Here is a 23628-nt window from a genome sequence, read left to right as displayed (position 1 = left end):
GAGGGCCGGGATCGGTGACGAGGTTCTACTCGTAGTGGGTCCACATTCTCAAGATGTGGACGACGTGGCGCTCAGGGAGCACCTCATAGACCAGTCGGTGCTGGATATTGATGCGTCTCGAGTAGCAGCCCGCGAGGTCGCCGACCAACTTCTCATACTTGGGTGGCGTGGTGAACGGATCCTGAGTCAGGACCTCCAGTAGGTGATGCGCCTTCGCCTTGAGTCCTGAGGAGGCCAGCTTCTTGGCGTCCTTCTGGGCCTGGCGCGAATACACAAGAGTCCAGGGACTCACCAGTCCAGCTCGGTCGAGCCCGCATCGACCCCCTCCGCACGGGCACGACGGAGCGACTCGGCCAACCCAGGCACCGACTCCAGGAACAGAGTCTCCTGAATGGCCAGCCAGTCCTCCTCGCCGACCAGCACCGCATTGCCACGCTGGCCGGTGATGGTCAACGGCTCGGACTCCTCGTTGACCTGGTCGATCAACCGGTACAGATTCGCCCGGGCAGACGTTGCACTCACAGCAGTCATTGGAAAACCACCTCCACCATCAGCGTACGTCATGACGTACGCTCAACCAAGGATGGCCAGAAGCCTACGTTTCCCCAAGTGCCTCCGGCGTGATTCAGTCGGACCATCAACCATGTCGGACCTGGCTGGCGAACAGCACGGGTGCGGCAATAGAGCGCGGTCGCGCTCGCGGCAACCCAAAGCCAAAGGCTCCTTGTACGCCGTCGAAGGGTTGCTGGCACGCATCGCACTCTCGAATTGCCGCGGTGACTTCGTGCTGAAGGGCGGCGTCCTGCTGGCCGCATTCGCCGCGCCGCCCGACCAAAGGCATCGACCTGCAAGCCACCAGGCTCGCCGACGACCCAGAGGAGGTCGCCGAGCGCGTTCGCATCATCGCGGCGCTGGAGGTCGCAGAGAGGCTCGCGTTCGCTGATGCGCGCCTGAGGCTCTTCGCGGCTCAGACCCGCGACGAGAAGGTCGAGGCGCGAAACCAGGGAACGCTCGAGTTCATGCGCGGCCCGATCGGCGCGCGCATCATGGACCGCATCGGCCGCAGGCAGCACCTCGTCGCCGGATTCATCACGAAAGTCCCGGGCCCGGACCGGTTCTGCATCTCGCGGGAAGAGGAAATGGCGCGCATCGGCGGGTGAATCAGTCATCTTCCCTCCCAGGAGGCGAACGGTGGAACTGATCGTCGAGCGCCGTCGTGGCAACGGGGTAAGAATCGAGATCGAGTTCGCTGATCACGCGAGGCGGTCCCGGACGAGGCATCGCATCACGGCATGACATAAGCGAGCGGGTGTGCCTCAGCTAGAGTGCTGAAGTGGGCGAGTTCGTTGCGGTCGCGATGCTGGCGCTCGTGCTCGTGGGCGCGGTGGTTCGCCCGCGCGGCCTCCCAGAGGTCGCCTTCGCGCTACCCGCCGCGATCGTGGTCGTCGTGGGCGGGCTGCTGCCACTCGCGGACGCCTGGAACGAGGTCTTGCGACTGTTCCCGGTCGTGGCCTTTCTGGCCGCGGTTCTGGTGATCAGCGAACTGTGCGACGCGGATGGCCTGTTCCGCTACGCGGGCGCGTTGATGGCGGCGCGGAGCCGGGGGAGCGGGCGCCGACTGCTTGGCTACGTGTTCGTCCTGGCGGCCGCGGTTACCGCCGTCTTGTCGCTCGACGCCACAGTGGTGCTGCTGACGCCCGTCGTTTTGGCCACCGCCTCCGGGCTGGGGCTTCGGTCCAGGCCTCACGCGTATGCGTGTGCGCACCTGGCCAACGCCGGTTCGCTCCTGCTGCCCGTCTCGAACCTGACAAATCTGCTGGCGATGTCCGCGGCCGGGTTAAGTTTCGTCGGCTTTGCCGGCCTCATGACGCTTCCCTGGCTGGCCGCGATCGCCATCGAGTATGTGGCGTTTCGTCTCTTCTTTGCCGCTGACCTGTCCCTGCCTGCTACCAACTCCAGCCGACCGGAACCGCCGCCCGTGCCGCGGTTCTCGGTCGCGGTGCTTGCGCTCACGCTCGCCGGTTTCGTGGTTGCTCCGTTGTTCGAGGTGGCGGACGCCTGGGTGGCGCTGGCTGGAGCGGCGGTGCTGCTCGTGCGGGCGCTGCGGCTCAGGCAGGTGGCACTTCGCGAAGTTACCGGGTTCGTCAACGTCGGGTTCCTGGTGTTTGTGCTGTGCCTCGGTGTCGTGGTGGCGGCGGTGGTCGACGGGGGCCTGGGGACGGCCATCGCGATGATCGTCCCGCAGGGCTCAGACCTGGTGACGCTACTTCTGTGGGCCTTCCTCGCGGCGCTGCTGGCGAACCTGGTAAACAATCTCCCGGCCGTCCTGGTGCTGCTGCCGTTCGCAGCCAGCACCGGTGCGGGGCCGGTGCTGGCAGTACTGATCGGAGTCAACGTCGGTCCCAACCTGACCTACGTCGGGTCGTTGGCGACACTTCTCTGGCGCCGGATCCTTCACGCTCACGATCAGCGGGCACCGCTGCGCGAGTTCACCATGCTCGGTCTACTGGCTACTCCAGCCGCGATCGTGGCCGCCGTGGTGGCATTGTGGTTCTCACTGCTGGTTGCCGGAGGTGTCGGATGAGGATCGTCGTATGGGTATGCGAAGGCACCTGGCCGGCCTGCATCGACGCAGCGGCAGAGTTGGCCGGAGTCAGTGACGCGCAAATCGTTCTCATCCACGTGCGCGACGACTCCCCGCCGCCGCCCGGCCGTCCGTCGCTGCTCGGAGCCGCCCGAGTGACGCGCGCGGAGCGCGAGAACCGCCAACTCACCCGGGAGGCGGCGGAGCGGATGCTCGTCCGAGCCGAGGCCAGGCTAGGACGACCGGCTCAACTCAGGCTGCAGGACGGGGCGCCCGAGCGGATAGTGACCGCTGCGGCAGCCGATGCCGATTATCTGGTCGTCGGGCGCGACGGTGACCGGAGCAGGTTGGGGCCGCAGAGTCTGGGGCGCCACACCCGTTTCGTGATTGACCATGCGCCATGCCGCGTCCTGCTTGTCTGGCCTGAGCTGGCACCTGACCTTGGAACGATCCCGCCGCCTCCACCGATCCGCTGAGCCTCAGCGGCCGAGAGGACGACCTCCAGATGGGTCGGCCTCCGTATGATCGACGCATGACCAGCGACCCGCATCCGATCACCGGTGCGGCCTTCACCTCGCCGGTCCCGCCGGGCACCGGATGGCCGGGCGACCCTGCCACAGCCACCACGCCGGTGGCCGCGTCGCCTGGTGACGTCGTCGGCCTCGCGGCGACGGCCCCGACGCTGGCCGAGTTGGACGCCCGGGTGTCGGTGTGCCGGGCGTGCCCGCGGCTGGTCGAATGGCGTGAGTCGGTGGCCGTGACGGGTCGTCGGGCCTCGTTTGCGGACCAGCCCTACTGGGGTCGCCCCGTGCCGTCGTTCGGTGATGAGAACGCGAATGCCGTTGTGGTTGGCTTAGCGCCGGCGGCAAACGGGGGCAACCGCACCGGCCGGGTCTTCACCGGCGACAAGTCGGGCGACTGGCTGTTTGCCGCCCTCCACCGGGTCGGCTACGCGAGCCAGCCGACCGCCACCCACTCAGGCGACGGGCTGGAGCTGAGCGGGCTGCGCATCCTGGCCGGGGTGCGCTGCGCTCCACCCGAGAACAAGCCGACGGTGGCCGAACGCGACACCTGCGCCCCTTGGCTCGACCGGGAACTTTCGCTGCTCGCACCGACCCTGAAGGTGATCCTTGCCCTTGGTGCCTTCGGTTGGGATTCGGTGCTGCGCGCCGCCAGACGCCTCGGCTGGACGGTGCCGCGCCCCAAACCCCGGTTCGGGCATGCCGCGGAGGTGACGCTCGAGCTGCCCGACGGCGGCACCGTCACCCTGGTCGGCAGTTTCCACGTCAGCCAGCACAACACCTTCACCGGGCGCCTCACCGAGCAGATGCTCGACGCCGTCCTGTCTCGCGTGAGGCAACTCGGCGACGGTGACTCGGACGGCGCCGAGACGGGCCAGTCGGTCGACGACCTCGGCCACCCGGTTCCCCTGGCGGGGAGGCCGCATCGGGTGATCAGCCTCGTGCCATCGCTGAGTGAGGCGATCGCCGCGACGGTCCCAGGCGCGCTGGTGGGGGTCACCGACTGGTGCACGCACCCGCCCGATCTGCAGGCCGTCCGCATCCGGGGCACCAAGAACCCCGACCTGGCCAGGATCTGCGTCTTGGAACCGGATCTCGTCGTGGCGAACCAGGAGGAGAACCGGAAGCTCGACGTCGAACGTCTGAGGGCCGCAGGGGTGCCGGTGTGGGTGACGCGGATCGACGGCATCGATGAGGCGCTGATCAGTATGGAGCGGTTGTTCGGCGAGGCGTTCGGCGTGCCGACCCCGGCGTGGCTGAGTCGTGCCAAGGAGGTGTGGGCGTCGGCGCCGCGAGGACCGTCTCTGAGGGTCGTCGTGCCCGTGTGGCGCGACCCGTGGCTGATCGTCGGCTCCGACACCTACGGTCACGATCTCATCGAGCGGCTCGGGTGGGTCAACCTCGGTGGGCTGGTCGGGCGACGGTACCCCCGGACGACGGCCGAGGAGATCCTCGCTTTGGAGCCCGACGTCGTCCTCCTGCCCGATGAACCGTACCCGTTCAGCGCGTCCGACGGTCCCGAGGCCCTGGCGCCGCTGCGCTGCCTCCCGTTCCCGGGGCGCTCCCTGTCGTGGTACGGACCGGCGATGGTGGAGGCCCGCGGGGTGCTGGAAGGCCTTGGCCGCGAGGCACGCTGACGGAGGCGTGCCGGGGCGCTGTGCTGTTGCGTCGGCGTCGCGATCCGAGGGTTCTCGTGCACAGATCTCTCTATGCGTGGAGGCGTGCTCGTATGGCGGCTGCCTCGACGTACACAGAGATTTGTGCACGCACAGCGCCGGGCTGTGGAGATCGCTGGGATTCCGACGGCGGGTTGTCCACAGATCCGGATAGGGGGGTTCAGTTTGGACCATTGGGTTGCTTCAATGGGTGCACCCTGACCAACGGAGGCTCGGATGCGCATGGTTGTTGTTTCGCTCGGCTGCGTGATGTTGCTGGCTGGGTGTGGCGCTGAGCCCGATCGCCCTCCGAGTCTGACGCCTGTGGCGAGCGCCACGCCGACGCCGGTGCATTCGCCGACGCCGACGCCGACGCCGACGCCTACTCCTTCGCCGACGTCGTTTCCGTCTTACCCGGCCGATCTGCCGACCCAGGACCCGGAAACCGCCGCGATCATCGCTGGTTGGCAGGAGTATTGGCGCGTTTATGAGAAGTTTGCGGCTGATCCGTTGACGCTCACTGATCTTACCGAGACCCAGTACGTGACCACGGGTCGACAGGCGTCAATCGTGCACACTTCGATCGTGTCCTACCGTGAGAAACGCCTGCGGGGTGACGGTGGACGTGTCTTCCGCGACGTGGTAGTGGGCAATATCACGAAAGTGGGAAGCGCCAGACAGGCAACCATCACGTATTGTGCGGACGGGGCTCAACTCCGTGTCTTCGATATTGACACCAATACGCTCCTTCCCCGCAGCGGAACTTATCGCGAGACGGCCATAATGGAGGAGGGGCCTGATGGTCTTTGGCGCGTTGAACTGCTCGAAAACGTGGAAGCGCAATGCTAGGAGGCAGGGCGGCGTTGTGCGCATTCGTCGCGCTGCTCTGTCTGCCGTTGTCGGCGGCGCTTGCAGCGCCCGGTGAGTCAAATGGGCCAGGCTGCAGACGTTACGACATGGCAACACGGTCCTGCGACCTGTGGGATTCGAGTGGGTCGACGGAATCGGGATCATACTCAGCCGGATCTTCGCCCGGGGCGGCGCAGGCGGGGGCGCCCCGATCGTGTTCGTTCGAGGGGCGATCAATTTCCTGTGAGTCGGCCATAGGATCGTGGAGTTCCTATGCGTCAGCGTGGTGCCGACTGGCCCCGGTGCAGCCGGAGTTGAGCGATCCGATCTGGAATGGACGCGCCGAGGGACAGGTCTACGAGTGCGCCCGTCCAGGGTTCGATGGGATTCCCGATCCGAATCTGCTGGCCCTGCGGTGGTTGCCGACACCCCCGGAGGCGCCAGATCCAGAAGATCTGGCTCGGCGTCTGTTGGCGAGCATCGAGTTTCAGGCGCCGGAGCTGGGGATCTTTCCCCCGGCGACACAATGCGCACCATGGGTCTTGTCGGGTGGAATGTGTGGTTGTGGGCGGCGCCGTCGTCGCAGTTGCAGTGGGGGCCGGTCACCGATTCGATTTCGGAAGGCGATGTCACGGTGACGTTGACGGCGAACGTGGTTCGGATGCGCTGGGAGATGGGCAACGGCGACGACGTCGTGTGTGGTGCCGGCACCCCATGGAGTTCCGTGCGGAGCCGAGGTGGTCACAATGTGGCGTCGCCGACGTGTGGGTATGTCTATGAGGAGGACGGCATCTACACGGTTTCTGGGACGTCCGAGTGGGAGGTGGACTGGTCTGGTGGGGGATGGTCAGGCACGCTGCCGCTCAGCCTGTCCCGGGAGGTCGAGGTCATCGTCGGCGAGTTGCAGTCGGTCAACGTCAACCCCTGAAGCGTCGTCAGGGGTGAACCGCCTGCCTTGAAGATCCCGCTGCTCCGCGTCGGTATTGGCGTGCGAACTGACCCTCGTCGGCGTTGGCCCGTGCACAGATCTCTCTATGCGTGGAGGCATGCCCAGATAGCGGCTGCCTCGACGTACACAGAGATTTGTGCACGCACAGCTCCCTGGACGGGCGGGTCGAGCCGTCACGGCAGACGTTGATGCTGTGGGCGTTGTTGACCGAGGTGTCGCTGGAGTGGCTGGAGACAGGCAAGGCCCCGGCTGATCAGCCGGGGCCTGGTTTGCGCGCTCGGAGGGACTCGAACCCCCAACCTTCTGATCCGTAGTCAGATGCTCTATCCGTTGAGCCACGAGCGCTTGGGCAGTCACAAACTATACGCATGACAGCCCAGATCGCCAAAACGGGCCTGCCACCCGCCGCCAACAAGCCGCGATGCGGCGCCCCGTCAAGCGTGGGAAGATGGGGGCGTGACAGCAATCTGGGCCCACCGTGGCGCGTGCGCCTACGCACCTGAGAACACGATCCCCGCCTTCCAGCTCGCCATCGACATGGCGGCGGACGGCGTCGAACTCGACGTGCAGCGCACGGCCGACGGACATCTCGTCATAATCCATGACGAAACGATCAACCGCACCTCGAACGGGGTCGGCAAGGTCGTCGACCTCACACTCGAGGAGCTCCGCCGCTGCGATTTCACCAACGGTTTCGTCGGCAGGCGTAACCTCAAGATCCCCACGCTCAATGAGGCGCTTGAGCTGTTCCGGCCGACCAACCTGACCGTCAACATCGAGCTGAAGAACAGCGTCGAGCTCTACCCAGGCATGGAGCTCGAGGTGGTGAAGGCCGTCAGCGCGATGGGCATGGACGACCAGGTTCTCTACTCATCCTTCAACCACTTTTCCCTGGCGGAGTTGCGTGGCCTCGTCGCACCCGAGAACCTGGCGCTGTTGCTCACCGACGGACTGTTGGACCCTTGGTCCTACGCCAACTGGTTCGGGGCAGGTGCCATCAACCCCGACTATCGAACGCTGCAGCAGCCGGGCTTCGTCTGGCTGGCACACGAGGCGGGCATCAAGGTCAACACCTGGATCGTCAACAAGGATGAAGATGCGCAACGCCTGGCGGAATCCGGGGTCGACGCGATCATCACCAACTTCCCCGACCGTGTCGGCGACGCCGTCCGACGCCCCGGCTTCTGACCGCAGGCACCTGGGAGGCCGACGGCGATAGGCTCGCCCCATGACCACCAACCCGTTCCGGCCAGAGCTCTGGGAAGTCGTCGAGGGATTCGACTTCACCGACATCACCTACCACCGCGCCAAAGATGTCCCAGCCGTGCGGATCGCATTCGACCGACCAGAGGTGCGCAACGCGTTCCGCCCACACACCGTCGACGAGCTCTACACCGCGCTCGAGCACGCGCGGACGTCGTCGGACATCGGCTGCGTCCTACTCACCGGCAACGGGCCCTCCGAGAAGGACGGCGGCTGGGCATTCTGCTCCGGTGGCGACCAGCGCATCCGCGGCCGTGCCGGATACCAGTACGCCGAGGGGGAGACGGTCGAGAGCGTCGACCCGGCGAAGCTGGGTCGCCTCCACATCCTTGAGGTGCAGCGGCTCATCCGGTTCATGCCGAAGGTGGTCATCGCCCTGGTCAACGGCTGGGCCGCGGGCGGGGGCCACTCGCTGCACGTCGTCTCCGACTTGACGCTCGCGTCGCGGGAGCACGCGAAGTTCAAGCAGACCGACGCCGACGTCGGCTCGTTCGACGCCGGCTACGGATCGGCGTACCTGGCAAGACAGGTTGGCCAGAAGTTCGCCCGTGAGATCTTCTTCCTGGGCGATGTACACGACGCCGAGGATGCGCACCGCATGGGCATGGTCAACCGGGTGATCGACCACGAACACCTCGAAGACATCGGCCTGGAGTGGGCGGCCAAGATCTGCGGCAAGTCACCAACCGCGCAGCGGATGCTCAAGTACGCGTTCAATGCGATCGACGACGGGTTGGTCGGCCAGCAGATCTTTGCGGGGGAGACGACCCGGCTGGCATACATGACCGACGAGGCCGTCGAGGGTCGCGACTCATTCCTGGAGAAGCGGAAACCGGACTGGTCGAAGTTCCCCTACTACTACTGAAAACCCCCCTTCGGCGGGTGTTTCAAGGCCTCAGTCCGCGGACAGCCTGCAGAGGCCGACGATGCAGCCATCTGGCAGGCCCCCTGTGCCCGAAACCGGGCGACGGGCGTGCATAGATCTCTGCATACGTCGAGGCGGCGCTATAAGGGAGGGGTCTCGAAACATAGAGAGATCTGTGCACGGGACGCAGGGGCCGTGGCGCTGGCAGGGCGAGAGGTCCTGGCAGCGATCACAACTGCCTCAGCCGAGAAACACCAGAGCTAGCAGCGCCGCCGACATGGCGATCTCCAGCAGCCCGATCTGCATCGGTGTCCGCTTCGACCTCGGCATCCACCAGGCCCGGGCGACCAGCAGCGCCGCCCACACGACCCACGGCCACGCGAGCCAGCCGAGCGACACCGCCACGACGATCAGCGCCATGAACCCCGCGTGGTACGTCAGTGAGCGCCTCGCCGACCCCGGGTCGTTTCGCTCCCGGATAAGGGCCTTCACATGCAGGACGGTGCCGACGAAGTACAGTGTCACCGCGGCCATCGTCGTGGCCTCCGCCGCCGTCAGAGGCGCTGCACCCGGCGACACCCGAAGTACACCCATCAGCCCGCAGGAAGCGACGATCGTGAGCACCCCGGACAGCAGCCCGCGTTCCCGCTTGCTGCCCGCCAGCCATAGTGACAGGCCCAGCACGACGGCGTACGCGGGCACCCAGCACAGCAACGGCCAGCCCTTGAACACGAGGGTGATGATGCCGAAAGCGCCAGCACCTCCGAGATAGGTGGCGAGTGGGACGTAGTAGCGGCTGCGCCGTTTCGCCGGGGCCTTCAGCGTCAGCGTCGCGGCGTTGAACGCGAAGTAGCCGACCAGCCAGGTCAGGCCGAGGAAGAGGTCGCCGAGGCCGAGGGGTCGCACGCGGGCCGTGAGTGCCAGACCCGTGAGGTAGGGGACGGCGATCATCGCCCAGGCGCCGTGCTGTTGCGGAATCCACCCGGTCGACTTGGCCATGATCCTCAAACTATCGGATCATCCAAAGTCCGAACCACCGAGGTCACCAGATAGCCTCTGAGGATGACCGACGACCTCCTCGGGTGGCTGCTCGACTCCGACCCCTCCCTACGCTGGCAGGTCGAGCGCGACCTTCTCGCCGCACCCGCCGAGCGATGGCAGGCGACCCGAGCCCGCGTCCCGAGCGAAGGGTTCGGGGCCAGGCTCCTCGCGCTGCAGGACGAGGACGGTCAGTGGGCCGGTGGGGCGTTCTTCCCCGCCGGATTCGATTTCGAGCACCCGGGGGAGGGACAGCCGTGGAAGGCGACCAACTGGTCGCTGAGCAGCCTCCGCGAGTGGGGCGTCCCCGGCGGCGTCCTCGGCGACACCGCCACCCGCATAGCCGCCAACTCCCGCTGGGAATACGGCGACCTGCCGTACTGGGGCGGCGAGGTCGACGTGTGCATCAACGCGGCCACGCTCGCCAACGGGGCCTGGCTCGGCGCCGACGTCACAGCCCTGCGCGACTGGTTCCCCGCCCACCAACTCGCCGACGGCGGCTGGAACTGTGAATGGGTCGAAGGGGCGACGGTGTCGTCGGTCCAGTCCACCCTCAACGCCCTCCGGGGGATCCTCGACTTCGAGACCCGCACCGGTGACACCACCCTGACGCAGTCAAGGCTCCGCGGCCAGGAGTATCTGCTCGAACGGCGACTCCTCTGGCGCCTCTCCGACGGAGAGCTGATCGCCCCGTGGGTCGACAAGTTCGCCTACCCGTTCCGCAGCTTCTACAACGCGCTCACCGCGCTCGACCACTTCCGGACGGCGTCGCTGCACGACGGGGTTCCCCCAGACCCCCGCCTCGCCGACGCCGTCCTGATGCTACGGGCGCAATGCGGAGCCGATGGGCGCTGGGTCCAGGCCCGCAGACACCCCGGCGACGTGTGGTTCGAGGTCGACGTCGACGGTGGCGAACCGTCGAAATGGGTCACGTTCCACGCCGCCCGGGTCCTCGACTGGTGGGACGGGCGGCGCTGAACTATTGCGCCAAACCGTAGAGCCGATCGCCAGCATCGCCGAGCCCCGGCACGATGTAGCCCTGCTCGTTGAGCTGCTCATCGACCGCCGAGACGACCAGCCGACACGGCACCTTGAGGTCGGCCAGCAGGTTCTGCAGCCGCTCGATGCCCTCTGGCGCAGCCAGCAGGCAGACGCAGGTGATGTCGTCGGCGCCCCGGTCGACCAGGAACTGGACGGCGCCGCCCAGCGAGCCCCCGGTCGCCAGCATCGGGTCGAGCACGTAGCACTGCCGACCAGACAGGTCCTGAGGTAGCCGCTCGGCGTAGGTCATCGGTTCCAGCGTCTCTTCATCCCGGATCATGCCGAGGAAACCGACCTCCGCCGTCGGGACCAGCCGCAGCATGCCGTCGAGCATCCCGAGGCCGGCCCGCAGGATCGGGACGACGAGCGGGGCCGGGTCGGCGAGCCGTGTGCCGAGCGTCCGGCTGACGGGGGTGTCGATGGTGACCTCAGTGACGCGGACCCCGAAAGTGGCCTCGTAGGCCAGGAGCGTGACCAGTTCGTCGACGAGTTGGCGGAACACCGGCTGCGGGGTCAGCTTGTTCCGCAGCAGCGTCAGCTTGTGATCGACTAGGGGGTGTTGAACTACGCGTACTTCCACGCACCAACCTTCCCACAAAGTGGCCCGGCGCGAATGCTCTGGGGCGAGGTGTGCCCCGGCGCCGGTCGTGCAAAGATGGGAACTCACGAAGTCGCGTGGAAGGAATCAGTCGTGGACGTGTTCGATGACGACGCGGAGCCGTTCGATCTGAAGGACGACGACGATGCCGACGACTTCGACGACGATGATGAGGACGACGATCTTGAGGATGCGTCGGAAGACGACATCGACCTGGTCATCGCGCTGTACCGTGAGGACGGCAAACCGACCGCGGTGCCCCTGGACTTCGACCTCGCAAACGACCTCGAAGAACTGATCCGCCAACTCACCCGCCTGCCAGGCGATTCCGGTGCCGACGGCTGGGTGTCGATCAACGGCGAGTTCTTCGTGATCTGCCGTGCCCGTGGGCGCACCGTCGAGGTGCTCCTGTCGGACATCACGGCCGCCAACGACTGGCCCATCGCGCGCGACGTCGTCGACTTCCTCGGCGCCGAACTGCCCGACGAAGACGACGAACAGACACCTCTGGGCGACCTGGAGATGTACGCCGCCAGCGGGCTGCGGGCGTTCGAGATGGAAGCCATCGCCACCGACTACGACGAGGACTCCGACGAACTGCTGCGCCGGGTCGCCGAGCGGCTCAAGGTCGCCGACGAGTTCGACCGCGCGGTGGAATCCTTCGACGACTGAGAGTTGGCTACCCGCTGGCACGACGCGATGCGGCTGGCCCTCGACGAAGCCGAGGCGGCCGCAGCCCATGACGACGTCCCCATCGGTGCGGTCGTGCTCGACCCTTCCGGGGCCGTGATCGGCAGGGCAGGCAACGAACGCGAGCTTCACGGTGATCCGACGGCGCACGCGGAGGTGGTCGCGATCCGGCGCGCCGCGGAGGGGCTCGGGGAGTGGCGGCTGAGCGGGTGCACGCTCGTCGTGACTCTCGAACCCTGCACGATGTGTGCAGGCGCGATCGTCGCCGCCCGGATCGGGCACCTGGTCTTCGGCGCGTTCGATGAGAAGGCGGGCGCGGTGGCCTCGCTGTTCGATGTGGTCCGCGACCCGCGGCTCAACCACCGCCCGGCCGTGACCTCAGGCGTGTTGGCCGAGGAGTGCGGGGCGCTGCTTGACGGGTTCTTCCGCGCGAGAAGGTGACGTCAGTCGTCGTCGCCGATGACCAGCCGCATGTCCGGCTGGGCCTTTCGGAAAACGGCGGCCACCAGCGCCGCCAACGCGCAGATTGCCACCGCGACCAGGACCCCGCCGTGCCCGCCGGCCGCGTCGATCGCGATCCCCGCCAATGCTGATCCCAGAGATGTCCCGATCAACTGACCGGTGCCGATCCAGCTGAAGGCCTCCGCCGTGTCTGAGAATGCCACCGCCCTTGAGATGACCGACGAGACCGCGGCCAGCGCGGGGGCGATGCCCAGCCCGGCGACGAACAGGGCGACGGCGAGCCCGACGAAGCCGGATGTGGTGGTGGCTATGGCGAACCCCGCGGCGACGATCAGGATGCGCAACGTCAACGACCACCTGGTCAGTTGCCGGTTTCCGGCGAGCAGACCGCCGAGCAGCGATCCGATCGATGAGATGGCCAGCACCAGCCCTGCGTCGACCGAGCCTTCCCCGAACGTCGCGACCATCGCGGCCTCGATCGCGGCGAACGAACCGATCATGAGCATCGAGGTGACCATCATCAGCACCACAGACTGGTTCTGCAGGACGCGCCCGATCTTCCTGGTAGCGGTCGGAATCCGCAAGGACCGCACCCGTCGCGCCAACGCGAACAGCAGCCCTCCCGCGATCTGGATGCCGACGACCACCAGAAGCGCAGTCGATGTCCCGAAGCCCGCGACCAGCAGGGTGATCAGCACCGGGCCGAACACCCAGATCAGTTCCTGCAGCGAGGCGTCCAGGGCGAACAGTGCTGTCAGGGTGTTTTGGGGTGCGAGCAGGGGATACAGGGTGCGGACGGTGGGGATGACCGGTGGCATGGCCGCGCCGCCGAGCGCGGCCAGCGCCATCACCCCCGGAAGCGGCAGCGGCACCGCGGCCAGCAGCCCGAATGAGAGGGTCGAGATCAGAAGTGTGGCCAGTAGCAGTCTGGTGGTGCCGACCCGGCTCAACTGGCGAGTCACCACTGGGGCGGCGACCGCCATCCCGATCGAGAACGCCGCCAGAACGAGTCCCGCCGCGGTGTAGGAGCCGTGCGTCCGCTCGACATGCATCAGCAGGCCGAGCGAGTACATGCCTGCGGGGAACCGGGCCGCGAGTTGCGTTGCGATCACGAGGGCAAGGCCGGGGATTCGCATCAGGGCCACAAAGTCACGCACCGGCACACCCTACGCGCTGGGCGTGGTCAGGGACCAACTCCGCGTTCGCAATGCCTCGATTGGTCAATTCGAGGACGACTGGGTAAAATCTCCCACGGTGATGTGACTGAGCGGCCGAAAGTGCTCGCCTCGAAAGCGAGAGTAGGGAAACCTACCGGGGGTTCAAATCCCTCCATCACCGCCGAGTATGAATGGGTCCCCGGTGGAAGCGCCGGGGGCCCGTTCACGTTTGCTCATGGTTGGGCCGGTTTCTTGCCACGGGCCTTCTCGAACCCAATGCCTGACTTAACCAGCTGTGGTTCAGCCGTCGACGGCGCCGGCAACGAGCGCCGCCGCGTCGCCGGCCTGCACCCCGTGGTGGTAACCCTGGGGGTCGAACCCGCCGCGCACAGGCGAGGAGGTCTGCGATGTGAAACGTTCCTCCACGAACTCGTCGATGCGCTTGTCCTGCGCACGGAGGACGGGAAGGTAGGCCGCAGAATCCGCCTTGGCGCCGTCGAAGGCTGCCTTGTTCGCTGCCGCTAGCCGCTCTTGGATGCGGGCAGTGAAGCCCATCAGGAACGCCGCCCGGAATGACTGGGAGCGCACCCGGCTGCCGGGAGGGGCGGCAGCACCCGCCTCCGCGAGTGCCCGTTGCGCCTGGACCAGCAGCGAGGTGAACAGCAGTTCCACCGCCTCCAACTCCGCCGGAAACCCGATGACACTCGACATGGCCAGGCTCAGATGGAACATGGAGCGGCAGCGTGACTCCGCGGCGATGGTCTGCAGCAACAGTGCCTTCGCGTCCAGATACGGCGCATCAAGGGGAACCCGGATGATGCTCGGCGACGCTCCAACGTCGGCCTTGGCCGCGAGCAGTGCCTGGTCGAGCGCATGCTTGGTGATCAGTTCCTGCGCCTTGGCAGTGAAGGCCAACGCTTCCGATTCAAACTCGGACGACTCCGCCTTCGCCAGCAGCGCCCGAACACGGGTGAGTACGGGGTTGGTCTGCTCGCCCATAGTTCGACCCACTGTCGGCTGGGAAACCCTGACACCCGGGGGTGGGGGCAGAAGGACGTCGAGGACGGTCAACTGCCCGAACACCATCGCCGTCCTGTACAGCGCCTTGAGCCAGCTCTCTCGCGTCGCGGCCCACCGGGCAACCCACCCGGGCGACGATTCGGGCAGCCCGGCCGCACTCCACTGTTGAAGCCAGCCGGCATCTTGGGCGGTCGGCCCGGAGCGCACCCTGCGTTCGGCCGCGACGGCGAGACGGACCAGATCCGCGGCCTCGGATTTTCCTCTCATGTGGGCGAAGCGGATGAGTTCGGTGGGCTGCCAGCCGATCTCATAGGCCGTCAGCACCCAGGAGACCAAGACCGGCTCAGCCTCGGTGTGGAAGGTCTCCTGTGGGATCGGACGGGTGCGTTCAGCCCAGAGACCCCAGGGCAGTCCGGCACGCGCCTCTTCCAGCAGTTCCCAGGTGCCAGGCGGGGGAGGCGGTGGAGCGGTGGGGCCGTACCCGTACCGGAAACCGGGCCACTCGGCCGAACCGTCGTGGCCACCGTCCCGGTGGTCGTTCCTTGACCGCTCCCTGGCCCTCGTCTTGGCACGGGCGGCACGCTTGACCTGGCTTCGTCGACTCATGCCTAGAACCTATCCGAGCCCTCGGACAGTCTCATTCGGCGACCGGTGGTCAGGACCGCGCCCGGCCGTCAGGGCTCGCGGCTAGGTGACGGCGAAGGAGAGGGAGACGGCGTGGGTGAGGGAACGACGCAGATCGTGCCGTCCGGGGAACTCACCTGGAAGAACGGCTTCTCGTTGTAGACCGGAGGGTCGGTGGGCAGGATGATGTCTACGGTGCCGTCGACGCGGTCGTCGTGCTCGATCACCGGGTCGACGAACTGGGACGCGACGAGCCGGATCTGGGCGACCTGGGTCTTGTTGGCCCGGATCGTGACCTCCTTGACCATACCGTCGTCTTCGGTGTTGTAGATGCGGATCCCCTGGAATCCGAATGCCTCAAGCCTGGTCCTGGCCCTGCTGGCCTGGCCGGTGGTGTAGCCGCCGTTGAATATCCTGACGCTGACCTGCGTCACGTTGATGGTCTCCGACGACCTTGTCACGCAGGGGGTCGGCGAGGGGGACGGCAACGGCGCCGTCAACGAGTTCCAGCCCCAGAAGGCGCCCCAGGCCAATAGGCCGAGCAATCCGAGCAGGATAACCGGGGTTGCGATGAGCCTGAAGATGCGCACGCTGCCTGATTCTCCTTCTTCGGATCGGGGGAATCTCCCCTTGACATGCAGACTCTAGTTCAACTCCAGCACCCGGGCGTGCATTGTCTGGCGTTGTTGGAGCGCCGCTCGCAGAGCCCGGTGCAGGCCATCCTCCAGGTAGAGCTCACCTCGGTAGGCGACGACGTGGGCGAACAGGTCGCCGTAGAAGGTCGAGTCCTCCTCAAGCAGCGCCTCGAGATCGAGCGTGCGCTTGGTGGTCGTCAACTCGTCAAGGCGCACCTGGTTGGGTGCGATGGCGACCCATTGCTTCTGGGTGTAGCCGTGGTCCGGGTATGGGCGGGTATCGCCGACGCGCTTGAAGATCACGGCTCCACATTACCCGCCCGTGTGCGAAGGTGGGCCGGTGAACGATTCGACCCAGATTGAGCAGATTCGAACCGGATACGCCTTCGAGTCTCCGTCGGCGACCCTCGGTGTCCTGATCGACGGCGGTGAGCCGGTATCAGATGCGCCGATCCGGATCCCCCTCGGCATGTTCAACCGCCACGGGCTGGTGGCAGGCGCGACCGGGACCGGGAAGACCGTCACGCTCCAAGTGCTCGCCGAAGCGCTGAGCAGAGCAGGGGTGCCGGTGTTCGCCGCAGACATCAAGGGCGACCTCAGCGGCATTGCGACCGCTCCTCAGCCTGGGGAGAAGCTGCTCGCGAGGACACAGGCACAGGGGCAGCCGTGGGCGGCGGAGTCGTTTCCGACCGAGTTCTTCGCCCTGGGAGGCGAGGGGGTCGGGACCCCCATCCGGGCCACCGTCAGCGCGTTCGGCCCGATCCTGCTGGCCAAGGTCCTTGGCCTGAACCAGGTTCAGGAGTCGTCGCTCGGCCTCGTGTTCCACTACGCGGACAGGGCAGGGCTGGCGCTGCTGGACCTCAAGGACCTCGTCGAACTGCTCAGATACCTCACTTCCGACGACGGTCGGGCGGAGTTGAAGGGCATCGGAGGCGTCAGCACCGCCACAGCGGGGGTCATCCTCCGGTCGCTGGTGACCCTCTCCGATCAGGGGGCCGACGTGTTCTTCGGCGAGCCGGAGTTCGAGCCGTCCGAACTGCTCCGCGTCGCACCAGACGGCCGCGGCGTCGTGTCACTGCTCGAACTGCCGACGCTGATGTCGCGCCCCGCGCTGTTCTCCACCTTCCTGATGTGGCTGCTGGCCGACCTGTATTCATCCCTTCCAGAGGTCGGCGACCAGGATCTGCCGAAGCTGGTGTTCTTCTTCGACGAGGCGCACCTGCTGTTCGACGGCGCGTCGAAGGCGTTTGTCGATTCCGTCACCCAGACCGTGCGGTTGATCCGCTCGAAGGGGGTGGGCATCTTTTTCGTGACGCAGACCCCGAAGGACGTGCCCGACGACATCCTCGCCCAACTCGGATCACGGGTGCAGCACCAGATGCGCGCCCACACCCCGAACGACGTCAAAGCCCTCAAAGCCACCGTCGCGACGTACCCCACCTCCTCTTACGATCTCGGAGCCCTGCTGCAGCAACTCGGCATCGGCGAGGCCGTGGTGACGGTGATGAGCGAGAGGGGAGCGCCGACCCCGGTGGCATGGACCAGGATCTGGGCGCCGACCTCGCAGATGGGCCCCACCCCCGAGCCGCAGTTGCAGGCGATCGTGGCCGCGTCGCCGCTGAAGGCCCGCTACGGCACACCGATCGACCGTGAGTCGGCCTATGAGTTGCTGACGGAGCGCCTGGCTGAAGGCGCGAGGAAGGCGGAGGCGGAGAGCGCGCAGAAGGCCGACGACGAGCGGACCAAGGAGGCGGCTGAGGCCGCCGCCAGGCAGGAGAAGGAGTTCCGGCGCCGTCAGCGGGAACTGGAACAGGAGCGCGCCCGCATTGAGAAACAGCAACGCGCCGACGAAGCCGCCCAGCGCAAGTGGGAGAAGGAGAATCCGACGCTGGTCGAGCAGGTCACGGGCTCGCCCGTGTTCAAGGACCTGATGCGCACGGCCGGCCGCGAGATCATCCGGGGCATCTTCGGCACCGGTCGTCGGCGATGAATCCCGCTCAGGAGACGGTGTAGCGCTCGACGGTCGGGTCGTTTCGCACCCGGTCGCTTAGCGCCTGCAATTGGTTGGCCAGCGACAGGGCCGTGAGTTGACCCGACAGGAACTGTGCCCACAGCAGATCCTGCTCGGGCGCGAGCCCGTAGTAGTCGGCGAACCGCCAGGAGAACACGTTGTCGCCGGCGTCTGCGAGCAGCCTGGTCTGGGAATCGAGCGCGCTGGACTCCAGGTCGGTCGGCACCGAGTTGCGCACTACCGTCGGCATCAGGTTCGTTCGGGTGAACTCCTGCGCGACCTCGGGATTGAGGATTGAGCGCAGCAACGCCTTGCCGCCCTCCGGGTTGGCCGCCCTGGCCGGTACCAGGAACGCCTCAGTCGCGGTTGAGTGGACCGCCGCGATCGGCAGGGTCGGTGAACTCGTCAACGTCGGCACCGGTGAAGCCATCATCTCGAACCCGTCCGCGGTGTGGTCGGCCACCTCGTGGACGATCCACGCGCCGGACGGGTAGAACAACGCCCGACGATTCTCTGACCACTCGGCCTGTGCGGCCTGGAAGGCCCCGCCGTACAGCACCAGACCCGCCGCCACGCAGGCTTCGAGCTGTTCGAGGACGCCGCTCACCGCGGGATGAGACCAGCCGTCGGGCTCAAGGTTGTCGAGCGCGACGCGGACCTCGTCGCCGCCTTCCTTGATGGCGGAGCTGATCGCCAACTCCTGGTAGTAGTGGGCGGCGCCGTCGCCCCAGGCGAACAGGAACGTGTCGATGGCCTTCGCCTCCGCGCCGAGGGCGAGCATCTCGTCCCACGCCGTGGGGACCGCCCAACCCTGTTCTGCGAAGGTGGCGCCTGAGTACCAGAGGCCGTAGACGGAGAGCGCGTAAGGGATGCTGATCAGCTTGTCGTTGACGATTCCCGGGTCGAGGGCGTTCGCGTAGAGCGTGTCTGAGATCAACTCACCTTGTGAGTTCTCGCAGGCGATCACGTCGTCAAGGGGCAGGAAGTCGTCGACCATCTGTGCGACCGCCAACTGGTCCGCGCCGGAGTTGTCGATCAGGTCGGGTGGGGTCGCGCCGTCCTCGAACCGCGCGGCCAACTCCGCCGTGATATTCGTCACCGCCGAGACGGTGACCTTCACCGACGGGAACTCAGAAGTCAGTGCGTTTGCGGCGAGGTCCACATATCCCCGCCCGAAGGCGCCGTCGAAGATGACAGCCTCGACGCTGGTGAGATCGCCTGGGCGGTCGGGCCAGAGGCTGGGAGTCGGGGTCGGCTGGAACGGGGACGGCGGCGGGGACGGTTCTGGTTCCCGGACGCACGCTGCGAGCGGCGCCACCGCAATCACAGACAGCAGACTGCGCCGCTTCACGGGCCTCATGAATGAGGTCAGCGACCGGTGCCCGCGTAGACGGTCGCCTCGGAGTCTGCGTCCAGGCCGAAGGCGGTGTGGGCGGCGCGCACCGCGCGGTCGACGTCGTCTGCACCCACGATGACGGAGATCCTGATCTCCGAGGTCGAGATCATCTGGAGGTTCACATCGACCTTGGCCAGGGCATCGAAGAACCGGGCGGAAACGCCTGGGTGTGAACGCATCCCGACCCCGACGACGGACACCTTGCCGATCTGGTCGTCATAGAGCAATTCGTCGAAACCGACCCGATCCTTGATGGCCTCCAAAGCGGCGATCGCGCGAGCGCCGTCGTCCATCGGGAGGGTGAATGAGATGTCGGTCTTGATGTCGCTCAGCCGCGAAATGTTCTGCACGATCATGTCGATGTTGAGCTGCTCGTTGGCGATCGCGGTGAAGATCTGCGCCGCCTCGCCCGGGCGGTCCGGCACCCCTGCGACGGTGATCTTGGCCTCGCCGCGGTCGTGCGCGACACCGGTGATGATGGCTTCTTCCATGGTCTCGTCCTTGGTGATCTCGGCCTGGTCTTTGACCCAGGTGCCTGGCTTGTCGGTGAATGAGGAGCGCACATGAACGGGCACCCCTTCCCGGCGCGCGTATTCGACGCACCGCAGGTGGAGAATCTTCGCGCCCGAGGCGGCCAACTCCATCATGTCCTCGTAGCCGATCTCACGGATGTGACGGGCCGACTTCACGATCCGGGGATCGGCGGTGTAGATGCCGTCCACGTCGGAGTAGATTTCGCAGTAGTCGGCGCCGAGCGCTGCGGCCAGTGCGACGGCGGTGGTGTCCGATGCCCCACGGCCCAACGTCGTGACGTCTTTGGTGGTCTGGGCGACGCCTTGGAAACCGGCGACGATCGCCACACTGCCCTCGTCGAGGGCCCGCTCGACCCTGCCTGGGGTGATGTCGATGATTCGCGCATTGCCGTGCGTCGGGGTCGTGATGACGCCTGCCTGGGATCCGGTGTAGGAGACCGCCTCTACACCGAGGTCGGACAGCGCCATCGCGAGAAGGGCGGCCGACTGGCGCTCCCCGGTCGTGATCAGCATGTCGAGCTCTCGCGACTTCGGGCTGGGGGATACCTGAAGGGCCAGGTCCATCAACTCATCTGTGGTGTCTCCCATCGCCGAGATGACGATGATGACGTCGTGTCCTTCACCCCTGGTGCGCGCGATTCTGCGCGCGACGCGCTTGATGGACTCCGAATCGGCAACTGACGATCCGCCGAACTTCTGAACGATGCGACCCATGTATATCCTCCCGGGAACCTCGATGAGTCTAGTTCGTCTCCCATCGGTTGGGCGAGAGCGTCCGCGCTCCCCAAGCTCTCGGTGTAGCGTCAGGTTGTGCTGCCGAAACTGTCCGCAGAAGAACAACGGGTGCTCGGATGCCTCCTGGAGAAGGAGGTGACGGTCCCAGCCAGCTATCCAATGACGCTCAACGCGCTGCGCACCGCCTGCAACCAGTCGAGCAGTCGCGAACCGGTCGTCGACTATGACGAGCGGACGGTGCTGGATGCCGTCCGCTCGTTGAAGGAGAAGGACCTGGCCCGGGTGACCTGGATGGATTACGGGAAACGTACCCTCAAATACGCACAGATTGCGTCGGAGGGTCTCGGGCTGGGTGACGACGAGCGGGCCCTGTTGACCGTCCTCCTGCTGCGCGGGCCACAGGCGGCTGGTGAGTTGAAGACGCGTAGCGAGCGGATCTTCCACTTCGCGGACCGTCAGGAGGTGGAAGCGAGGCTGGAGGCTATGGCCCAGCTTGAGGTCCCGCTGGTGGAACTGCTGCCGAAGCGGGCGGGCCAACAGGATGGCCGCTGGGTCCACCTGCTCGGGGACGCCGTCCGTCCTGGCGGGCCGGAACCGGAGGTCGACAGGGAGGTCATCCTCGCGCATGGTGCGAGCGAGCGCGACGAGCAGATCCTGGCGACATATGCCGCGGTGGCGGAGGTCTACGGCGAGGAGTATCAGGACCGGTTGGATGAACGACCCATTGAACGATGGCTGCTTGACCGCGTGGTGGACTTGGCGGGGGGACGCCCGATAGCCGATGTGGGGTGTGGCACCGGTGTTGCAACCGCCTACCTTGCGCGGGCAGGAGCTGACGTCATCGGGTACGACTTCTCCCCGGCAATGCTGGAGACGGCGCGCCGAATGCACCCGGGCCTCGCGTTCGAAGCGGCCGACCTGCGCCGGTTGCTCCGTCCCCCGGCAGCCTCCGGTTGGGGGGCGGTCACCGCCTGGTACAGCCTCGTGCACTACACGCCCAGCGAGGTTGCGTCACAAGTCGCCTATCTGGCCAACCTCATCGACGAGGAAGGGGTGCTTGCCCTGGCGCTGAACGCTGGTGCCGCTGTGTCGACGAGTTCGACGTGGTTGGGGCGGGAGGTCGACACACCCTGGGTGAGGCACGATCCGCGCCAGGTGAGGGACGCCATCGTGGCGGCCGGCCTCGTGGAGATCGAGACCTACATCGAGCACGGAGATGACGTCGACCACCTCTTCGTGCTGGGACAGCGGCCAGCGTCAAACCCCTCGACTTGACCTGCGTCGAACCTGCCCCTAAGCTTGCTCAGGTTGCCGCAAAACGGAAGCGCCCTGATGAGAATGCGAAAAGCGTCGATAGGGGCATGACCGGGCCGTGGGCAGTACAACTCAATGCAGGCCTGAAACCGGCGCGATTTGCGTCGCTTGACTGGACTGAGTAGAGTTGATCGAGCTGCCGCAAAGCAGCCCTAGGATTATGAATCCGTGGGAAGCGATGCGCAATAGACCATTTTGAATGGTCGAATAGTTCTTCATAAGGTCGAGATCAGCGAGATTGACAAGCTGAAATCGAAACCCTAAGGTTGAACGAGTGCCGACAAGCGGAAAACCTGGTTGAGTACGGGATTCCCTCCAAGGCATGGATTGCTTCGGCAATCAAAAGAGCATAATTCAATCTGACGGTCTGAAATCGAGCGAGTTTGACGAGCTGGATTCCTGCTGGTAAGGTTGGTCGAGTTGCCCCAAGCTGATGTCGTGCCGGTTGGTTCGGTTGATGTGTGGGTTGCACCCGAAACTTGAGAACTCAACAGCGTGCTTTATAGTCAATGCCAATTTTTTGTGCACATTGTGGTTGGGCCTTTTTTGGTCTGGTTGTGATGTGTTCCCGTCAGCGCAACTGTTTTGGTTGTGTTGCGGATTTCTTTGAGATTATTGATGAGTCCAGTTTTGGGCTTGGTCAGTGTCGAACTGATTGACAGTTATCGGCCGGTTTTTTGCTGGTTGTTCTGATAATTTTCAATGGAGAGTTTGATCCTGGCTCAGGACGAACGCTGGCGGCGTGCTTAACACATGCAAGTCGAACGGTAAGGCCCTTTCGGGGGTACACGAGTGGCGAACGGGTGAGTAACACGTGAGTAACCTGCCCTTGACTCTGGGATAACATCTGGAAACAGTTGCTAATACTGGATATGAGCTGCCCTGGCATCGGGGTGGTTGGAAAGTTTTTCGGTCAAGGATGGACTCGCGGCCTATCAGCTTGTTGGTGAGGTAGTGGCTCACCAAGGCTTCGACGGGTAGCCGGCCTGAGAGGGCGACCGGCCACATTGGGACTGAGATACGGCCCAAACTCCTACGGGAGGCAGCAGTGGGGAATATTGCACAATGGGCGGAAGCCTGATGCAGCAACGCCGCGTGCGGGATGACGGCCTTCGGGTTGTAAACCGCTTTCATCCATGACGAAGCTTTTGTGACGGTAGTGGAAGAAGAAGCACCGGCTAACTACGTGCCAGCAGCCGCGGTGATACGTAGGGTGCGAGCGTTGTCCGGATTTATTGGGCGTAAAGAGCTTGTAGGCGGTTTGTTGCGTCGGGAGTGAAAACTCAGGGCTTAACCCTGAGCCTGCTTCCGATACGGGCAGACTTGAGGAAGGTAGGGGAGATTGGAATTCCTGGTGAAGCGGTGGAATGCGTAGATATCAGGAGGAACACCAGTGGCGAAGGCGGATCTCTGGACCTTTCCTGACGCTGAGAAGCGAAAGCGTGGGGAGCAAACAGGCTTAGATACCCTGGTAGTCCACGCCGTAAACGGTGGGTACTAGGTGTGGGGGACATTCCACGTTCTCCGTGCCGCAGCTAACGCATTAAGTACCCCGCCTGGGGAGTACGGCCGCAAGGCTAAAACTCAAAGGAATTGACGGGGCCCCGCACAAGCGGCGGAGCATGCGGATTAATTCGATGCAACGCGAAGAACCTTACCTGGGTTTGACATATGCCGGAAACATCTAG

General features: G+C 65.6%; 23 protein-coding genes, 2 tRNA genes, 1 rRNA gene and 1 pseudogene. 16 read left to right on the top strand and 11 right to left on the bottom strand.

Annotation, left to right across the window (positions count from 1 at the left end):
- Positions 1-25 precede the first annotated feature (25 nt).
- Both BUC15_RS12645 and BUC15_RS12640 read right to left on the bottom strand, forming a co-directional pair.
- A complete protein-coding gene (locus BUC15_RS12645) occupies positions 26-292 on the bottom strand; it encodes a Txe/YoeB family addiction module toxin (protein WP_073188842.1) in 267 nt (88 codons plus the stop codon).
- On the bottom strand, positions 289-522 hold the full coding sequence (locus BUC15_RS12640) for a type II toxin-antitoxin system Phd/YefM family antitoxin (RefSeq protein ID WP_425443365.1): 234 nt from the start codon (positions 520-522) through the stop codon (positions 289-291). Before BUC15_RS12640 ends, BUC15_RS12645 begins: the two co-directional genes overlap by 4 nt.
- Positions 523-1019: 497 nt before the next feature.
- On the opposite strand from BUC15_RS12640, the gene BUC15_RS19970 reads away from it, so the two are divergent.
- The 7 genes and pseudogenes from BUC15_RS19970 (at position 1020) to BUC15_RS12615 (ending at position 6537) form a co-directional block, all read left to right on the top strand.
- Positions 1020-1160: a hypothetical protein gene (locus tag BUC15_RS19970; RefSeq protein ID WP_175558324.1), complete on the top strand. Its 141-nt coding sequence runs from the start codon at positions 1020-1022 to the stop codon at positions 1158-1160.
- Positions 1161-1357: 197 nt separating this feature from the next.
- The gene (locus BUC15_RS12635) at positions 1358-2584 is read left to right on the top strand and encodes an SLC13 family permease (RefSeq protein ID WP_073188865.1); all 1227 of its coding nucleotides are present in this window, start codon (positions 1358-1360) and stop codon (positions 2582-2584) included.
- A complete protein-coding gene (locus BUC15_RS12630) occupies positions 2581-3060 on the top strand; it encodes a universal stress protein (protein WP_073188837.1) in 480 nt (159 codons plus the stop codon). The genes BUC15_RS12635 and BUC15_RS12630 overlap by 4 nt, the downstream gene beginning before the upstream one ends.
- Positions 3061-3116: 56 nt before the next feature.
- Positions 3117-3947: pseudogene (locus tag BUC15_RS20800) on the top strand (uracil-DNA glycosylase); the annotation flags it as partial.
- Positions 3936-4742, top strand: a complete 807-nt coding sequence (locus BUC15_RS19965; protein WP_342741733.1) for a helical backbone metal receptor — start codon at positions 3936-3938, stop codon at positions 4740-4742. The pseudogene BUC15_RS20800 and the gene BUC15_RS19965, both read left to right, overlap by 12 nt.
- A gap of 255 nt (positions 4743-4997) precedes the next feature.
- Positions 4998-5609 (top strand): hypothetical protein, encoded by a 612-nt coding sequence (locus BUC15_RS21005; protein WP_073188835.1) that lies wholly within the window; start codon positions 4998-5000, stop codon positions 5607-5609.
- A 535-nt stretch (positions 5610-6144) separates the two neighbouring features.
- Complete coding sequence (locus tag BUC15_RS12615) at positions 6145-6537, top strand: hypothetical protein (RefSeq protein ID WP_139280251.1); 393 nt, start codon at positions 6145-6147, stop codon at positions 6535-6537.
- Between the two features lie 293 nt (positions 6538-6830).
- Here BUC15_RS12615 and BUC15_RS12610 read toward each other — a convergent pair.
- A tRNA-Arg gene (locus tag BUC15_RS12610) sits at positions 6831-6903 on the bottom strand.
- Between the two features lie 111 nt (positions 6904-7014).
- Here BUC15_RS12610 and BUC15_RS12605 point away from each other — a divergent pair.
- Positions 7015-7746: a glycerophosphodiester phosphodiesterase gene (locus BUC15_RS12605; RefSeq protein WP_073188831.1), complete on the top strand. Its 732-nt coding sequence runs from the start codon at positions 7015-7017 to the stop codon at positions 7744-7746.
- Positions 7747-7786: 40 nt separating this feature from the next.
- Positions 7787-8686 carry a 1,4-dihydroxy-2-naphthoyl-CoA synthase gene (locus BUC15_RS12600; RefSeq protein ID WP_073188829.1) on the top strand — a complete coding sequence of 300 codons (900 nt, stop codon included), beginning with the start codon at positions 7787-7789 and terminating at the stop codon, positions 8684-8686.
- A 240-nt stretch (positions 8687-8926) separates the two neighbouring features.
- Here the strand turns inward: BUC15_RS12600 and BUC15_RS12595 are convergent, their stop codons facing one another.
- Complete coding sequence (locus tag BUC15_RS12595) at positions 8927-9685, bottom strand: YwiC-like family protein (protein ID WP_073188827.1); 759 nt, start codon at positions 9683-9685, stop codon at positions 8927-8929.
- A 63-nt stretch (positions 9686-9748) separates the two neighbouring features.
- On the opposite strand from BUC15_RS12595, the gene BUC15_RS12590 reads away from it, so the two are divergent.
- Positions 9749-10702, top strand: coding sequence for a squalene cyclase (locus BUC15_RS12590; RefSeq protein WP_073188825.1), 954 nt, complete (start codon positions 9749-9751; stop codon positions 10700-10702).
- Between the two features lies 1 nt (position 10703).
- Here BUC15_RS12590 and upp read toward each other — a convergent pair whose 3' ends face one another.
- A complete protein-coding gene (gene upp / locus BUC15_RS12585; protein WP_073188823.1) occupies positions 10704-11345 on the bottom strand; it encodes a uracil phosphoribosyltransferase in 642 nt (213 codons plus the stop codon).
- Positions 11346-11456: 111 nt separating this feature from the next.
- Between upp and BUC15_RS12580 the strand changes: the two genes are divergently transcribed.
- On the top strand, positions 11457-12035 hold the full coding sequence (locus tag BUC15_RS12580; protein WP_245787977.1) for a tRNA adenosine deaminase-associated protein: 579 nt from the start codon (positions 11457-11459) through the stop codon (positions 12033-12035).
- A 27-nt stretch (positions 12036-12062) separates the two neighbouring features.
- Positions 12063-12494: a tRNA adenosine(34) deaminase TadA gene (tadA, locus tag BUC15_RS12575; protein ID WP_073188819.1), complete on the top strand. Its 432-nt coding sequence runs from the start codon at positions 12063-12065 to the stop codon at positions 12492-12494.
- 2 nt (positions 12495-12496) lie between these two features.
- Here tadA and BUC15_RS12570 read toward each other — a convergent pair whose 3' ends face one another.
- On the bottom strand, positions 12497-13672 hold the full coding sequence (locus tag BUC15_RS12570; RefSeq protein ID WP_084189572.1) for an MFS transporter: 1176 nt from the start codon (positions 13670-13672) through the stop codon (positions 12497-12499).
- A gap of 96 nt (positions 13673-13768) precedes the next feature.
- On the opposite strand from BUC15_RS12570, the gene BUC15_RS12565 reads away from it, so the two are divergent.
- Positions 13769-13853, top strand: a tRNA-Ser gene (locus BUC15_RS12565).
- 119 nt (positions 13854-13972) lie between these two features.
- Here the strand turns inward: BUC15_RS12565 and BUC15_RS12560 are convergent.
- The 3 genes from BUC15_RS12560 to BUC15_RS12550 form a co-directional block, all read right to left on the bottom strand.
- Positions 13973-15298 (bottom strand): DUF2786 domain-containing protein, encoded by a 1326-nt coding sequence (locus BUC15_RS12560; RefSeq protein ID WP_073188817.1) that lies wholly within the window; start codon positions 15296-15298, stop codon positions 13973-13975.
- Positions 15299-15366: 68 nt separating this feature from the next.
- A complete protein-coding gene (locus BUC15_RS12555; protein WP_073188815.1) occupies positions 15367-15906 on the bottom strand; it encodes a LytR C-terminal domain-containing protein in 540 nt (179 codons plus the stop codon).
- A 54-nt stretch (positions 15907-15960) separates the two neighbouring features.
- Positions 15961-16254 carry a type II toxin-antitoxin system VapB family antitoxin gene (locus BUC15_RS12550; protein WP_073188813.1) on the bottom strand — a complete coding sequence of 98 codons (294 nt, stop codon included), beginning with the start codon at positions 16252-16254 and terminating at the stop codon, positions 15961-15963.
- Positions 16255-16291: 37 nt separating this feature from the next.
- On the opposite strand from BUC15_RS12550, the gene BUC15_RS12545 reads away from it, so the two are divergent.
- On the top strand, positions 16292-17941 hold the full coding sequence (locus BUC15_RS12545; protein ID WP_073188811.1) for a helicase HerA-like domain-containing protein: 1650 nt from the start codon (positions 16292-16294) through the stop codon (positions 17939-17941).
- A gap of 7 nt (positions 17942-17948) precedes the next feature.
- Here the strand turns inward: BUC15_RS12545 and ngcE are convergent, their stop codons facing one another.
- Positions 17949-19313: an N-acetylglucosamine/diacetylchitobiose ABC transporter substrate-binding protein gene (ngcE, locus tag BUC15_RS12540; protein ID WP_175558323.1), complete on the bottom strand. Its 1365-nt coding sequence runs from the start codon at positions 19311-19313 to the stop codon at positions 17949-17951.
- 17 nt (positions 19314-19330) lie between these two features.
- On the bottom strand, positions 19331-20605 hold the full coding sequence (locus BUC15_RS12535) for an aspartate kinase (RefSeq protein WP_073188806.1): 1275 nt from the start codon (positions 20603-20605) through the stop codon (positions 19331-19333).
- A gap of 96 nt (positions 20606-20701) precedes the next feature.
- Here BUC15_RS12535 and BUC15_RS12530 point away from each other — a divergent pair, with 96 nt between their 5' ends.
- Positions 20702-21901 carry a DUF480 domain-containing protein gene (locus tag BUC15_RS12530; protein ID WP_245787976.1) on the top strand — a complete coding sequence of 400 codons (1200 nt, stop codon included), beginning with the start codon at positions 20702-20704 and terminating at the stop codon, positions 21899-21901.
- A gap of 738 nt (positions 21902-22639) precedes the next feature.
- Positions 22640-23628 (top strand): 16S ribosomal RNA (locus tag BUC15_RS12525); the annotation flags it as partial.

The sequence above is a fragment of the Tessaracoccus bendigoensis DSM 12906 genome (genome assembly GCF_900141915.1).
GTDB lineage: Bacteria > Actinomycetota > Actinomycetes > Propionibacteriales > Propionibacteriaceae > Arachnia > Arachnia bendigoensis.
Note: the sequence above shows the minus strand (reverse complement) of the source record. Positions and strands in the feature narration are given on the sequence as shown.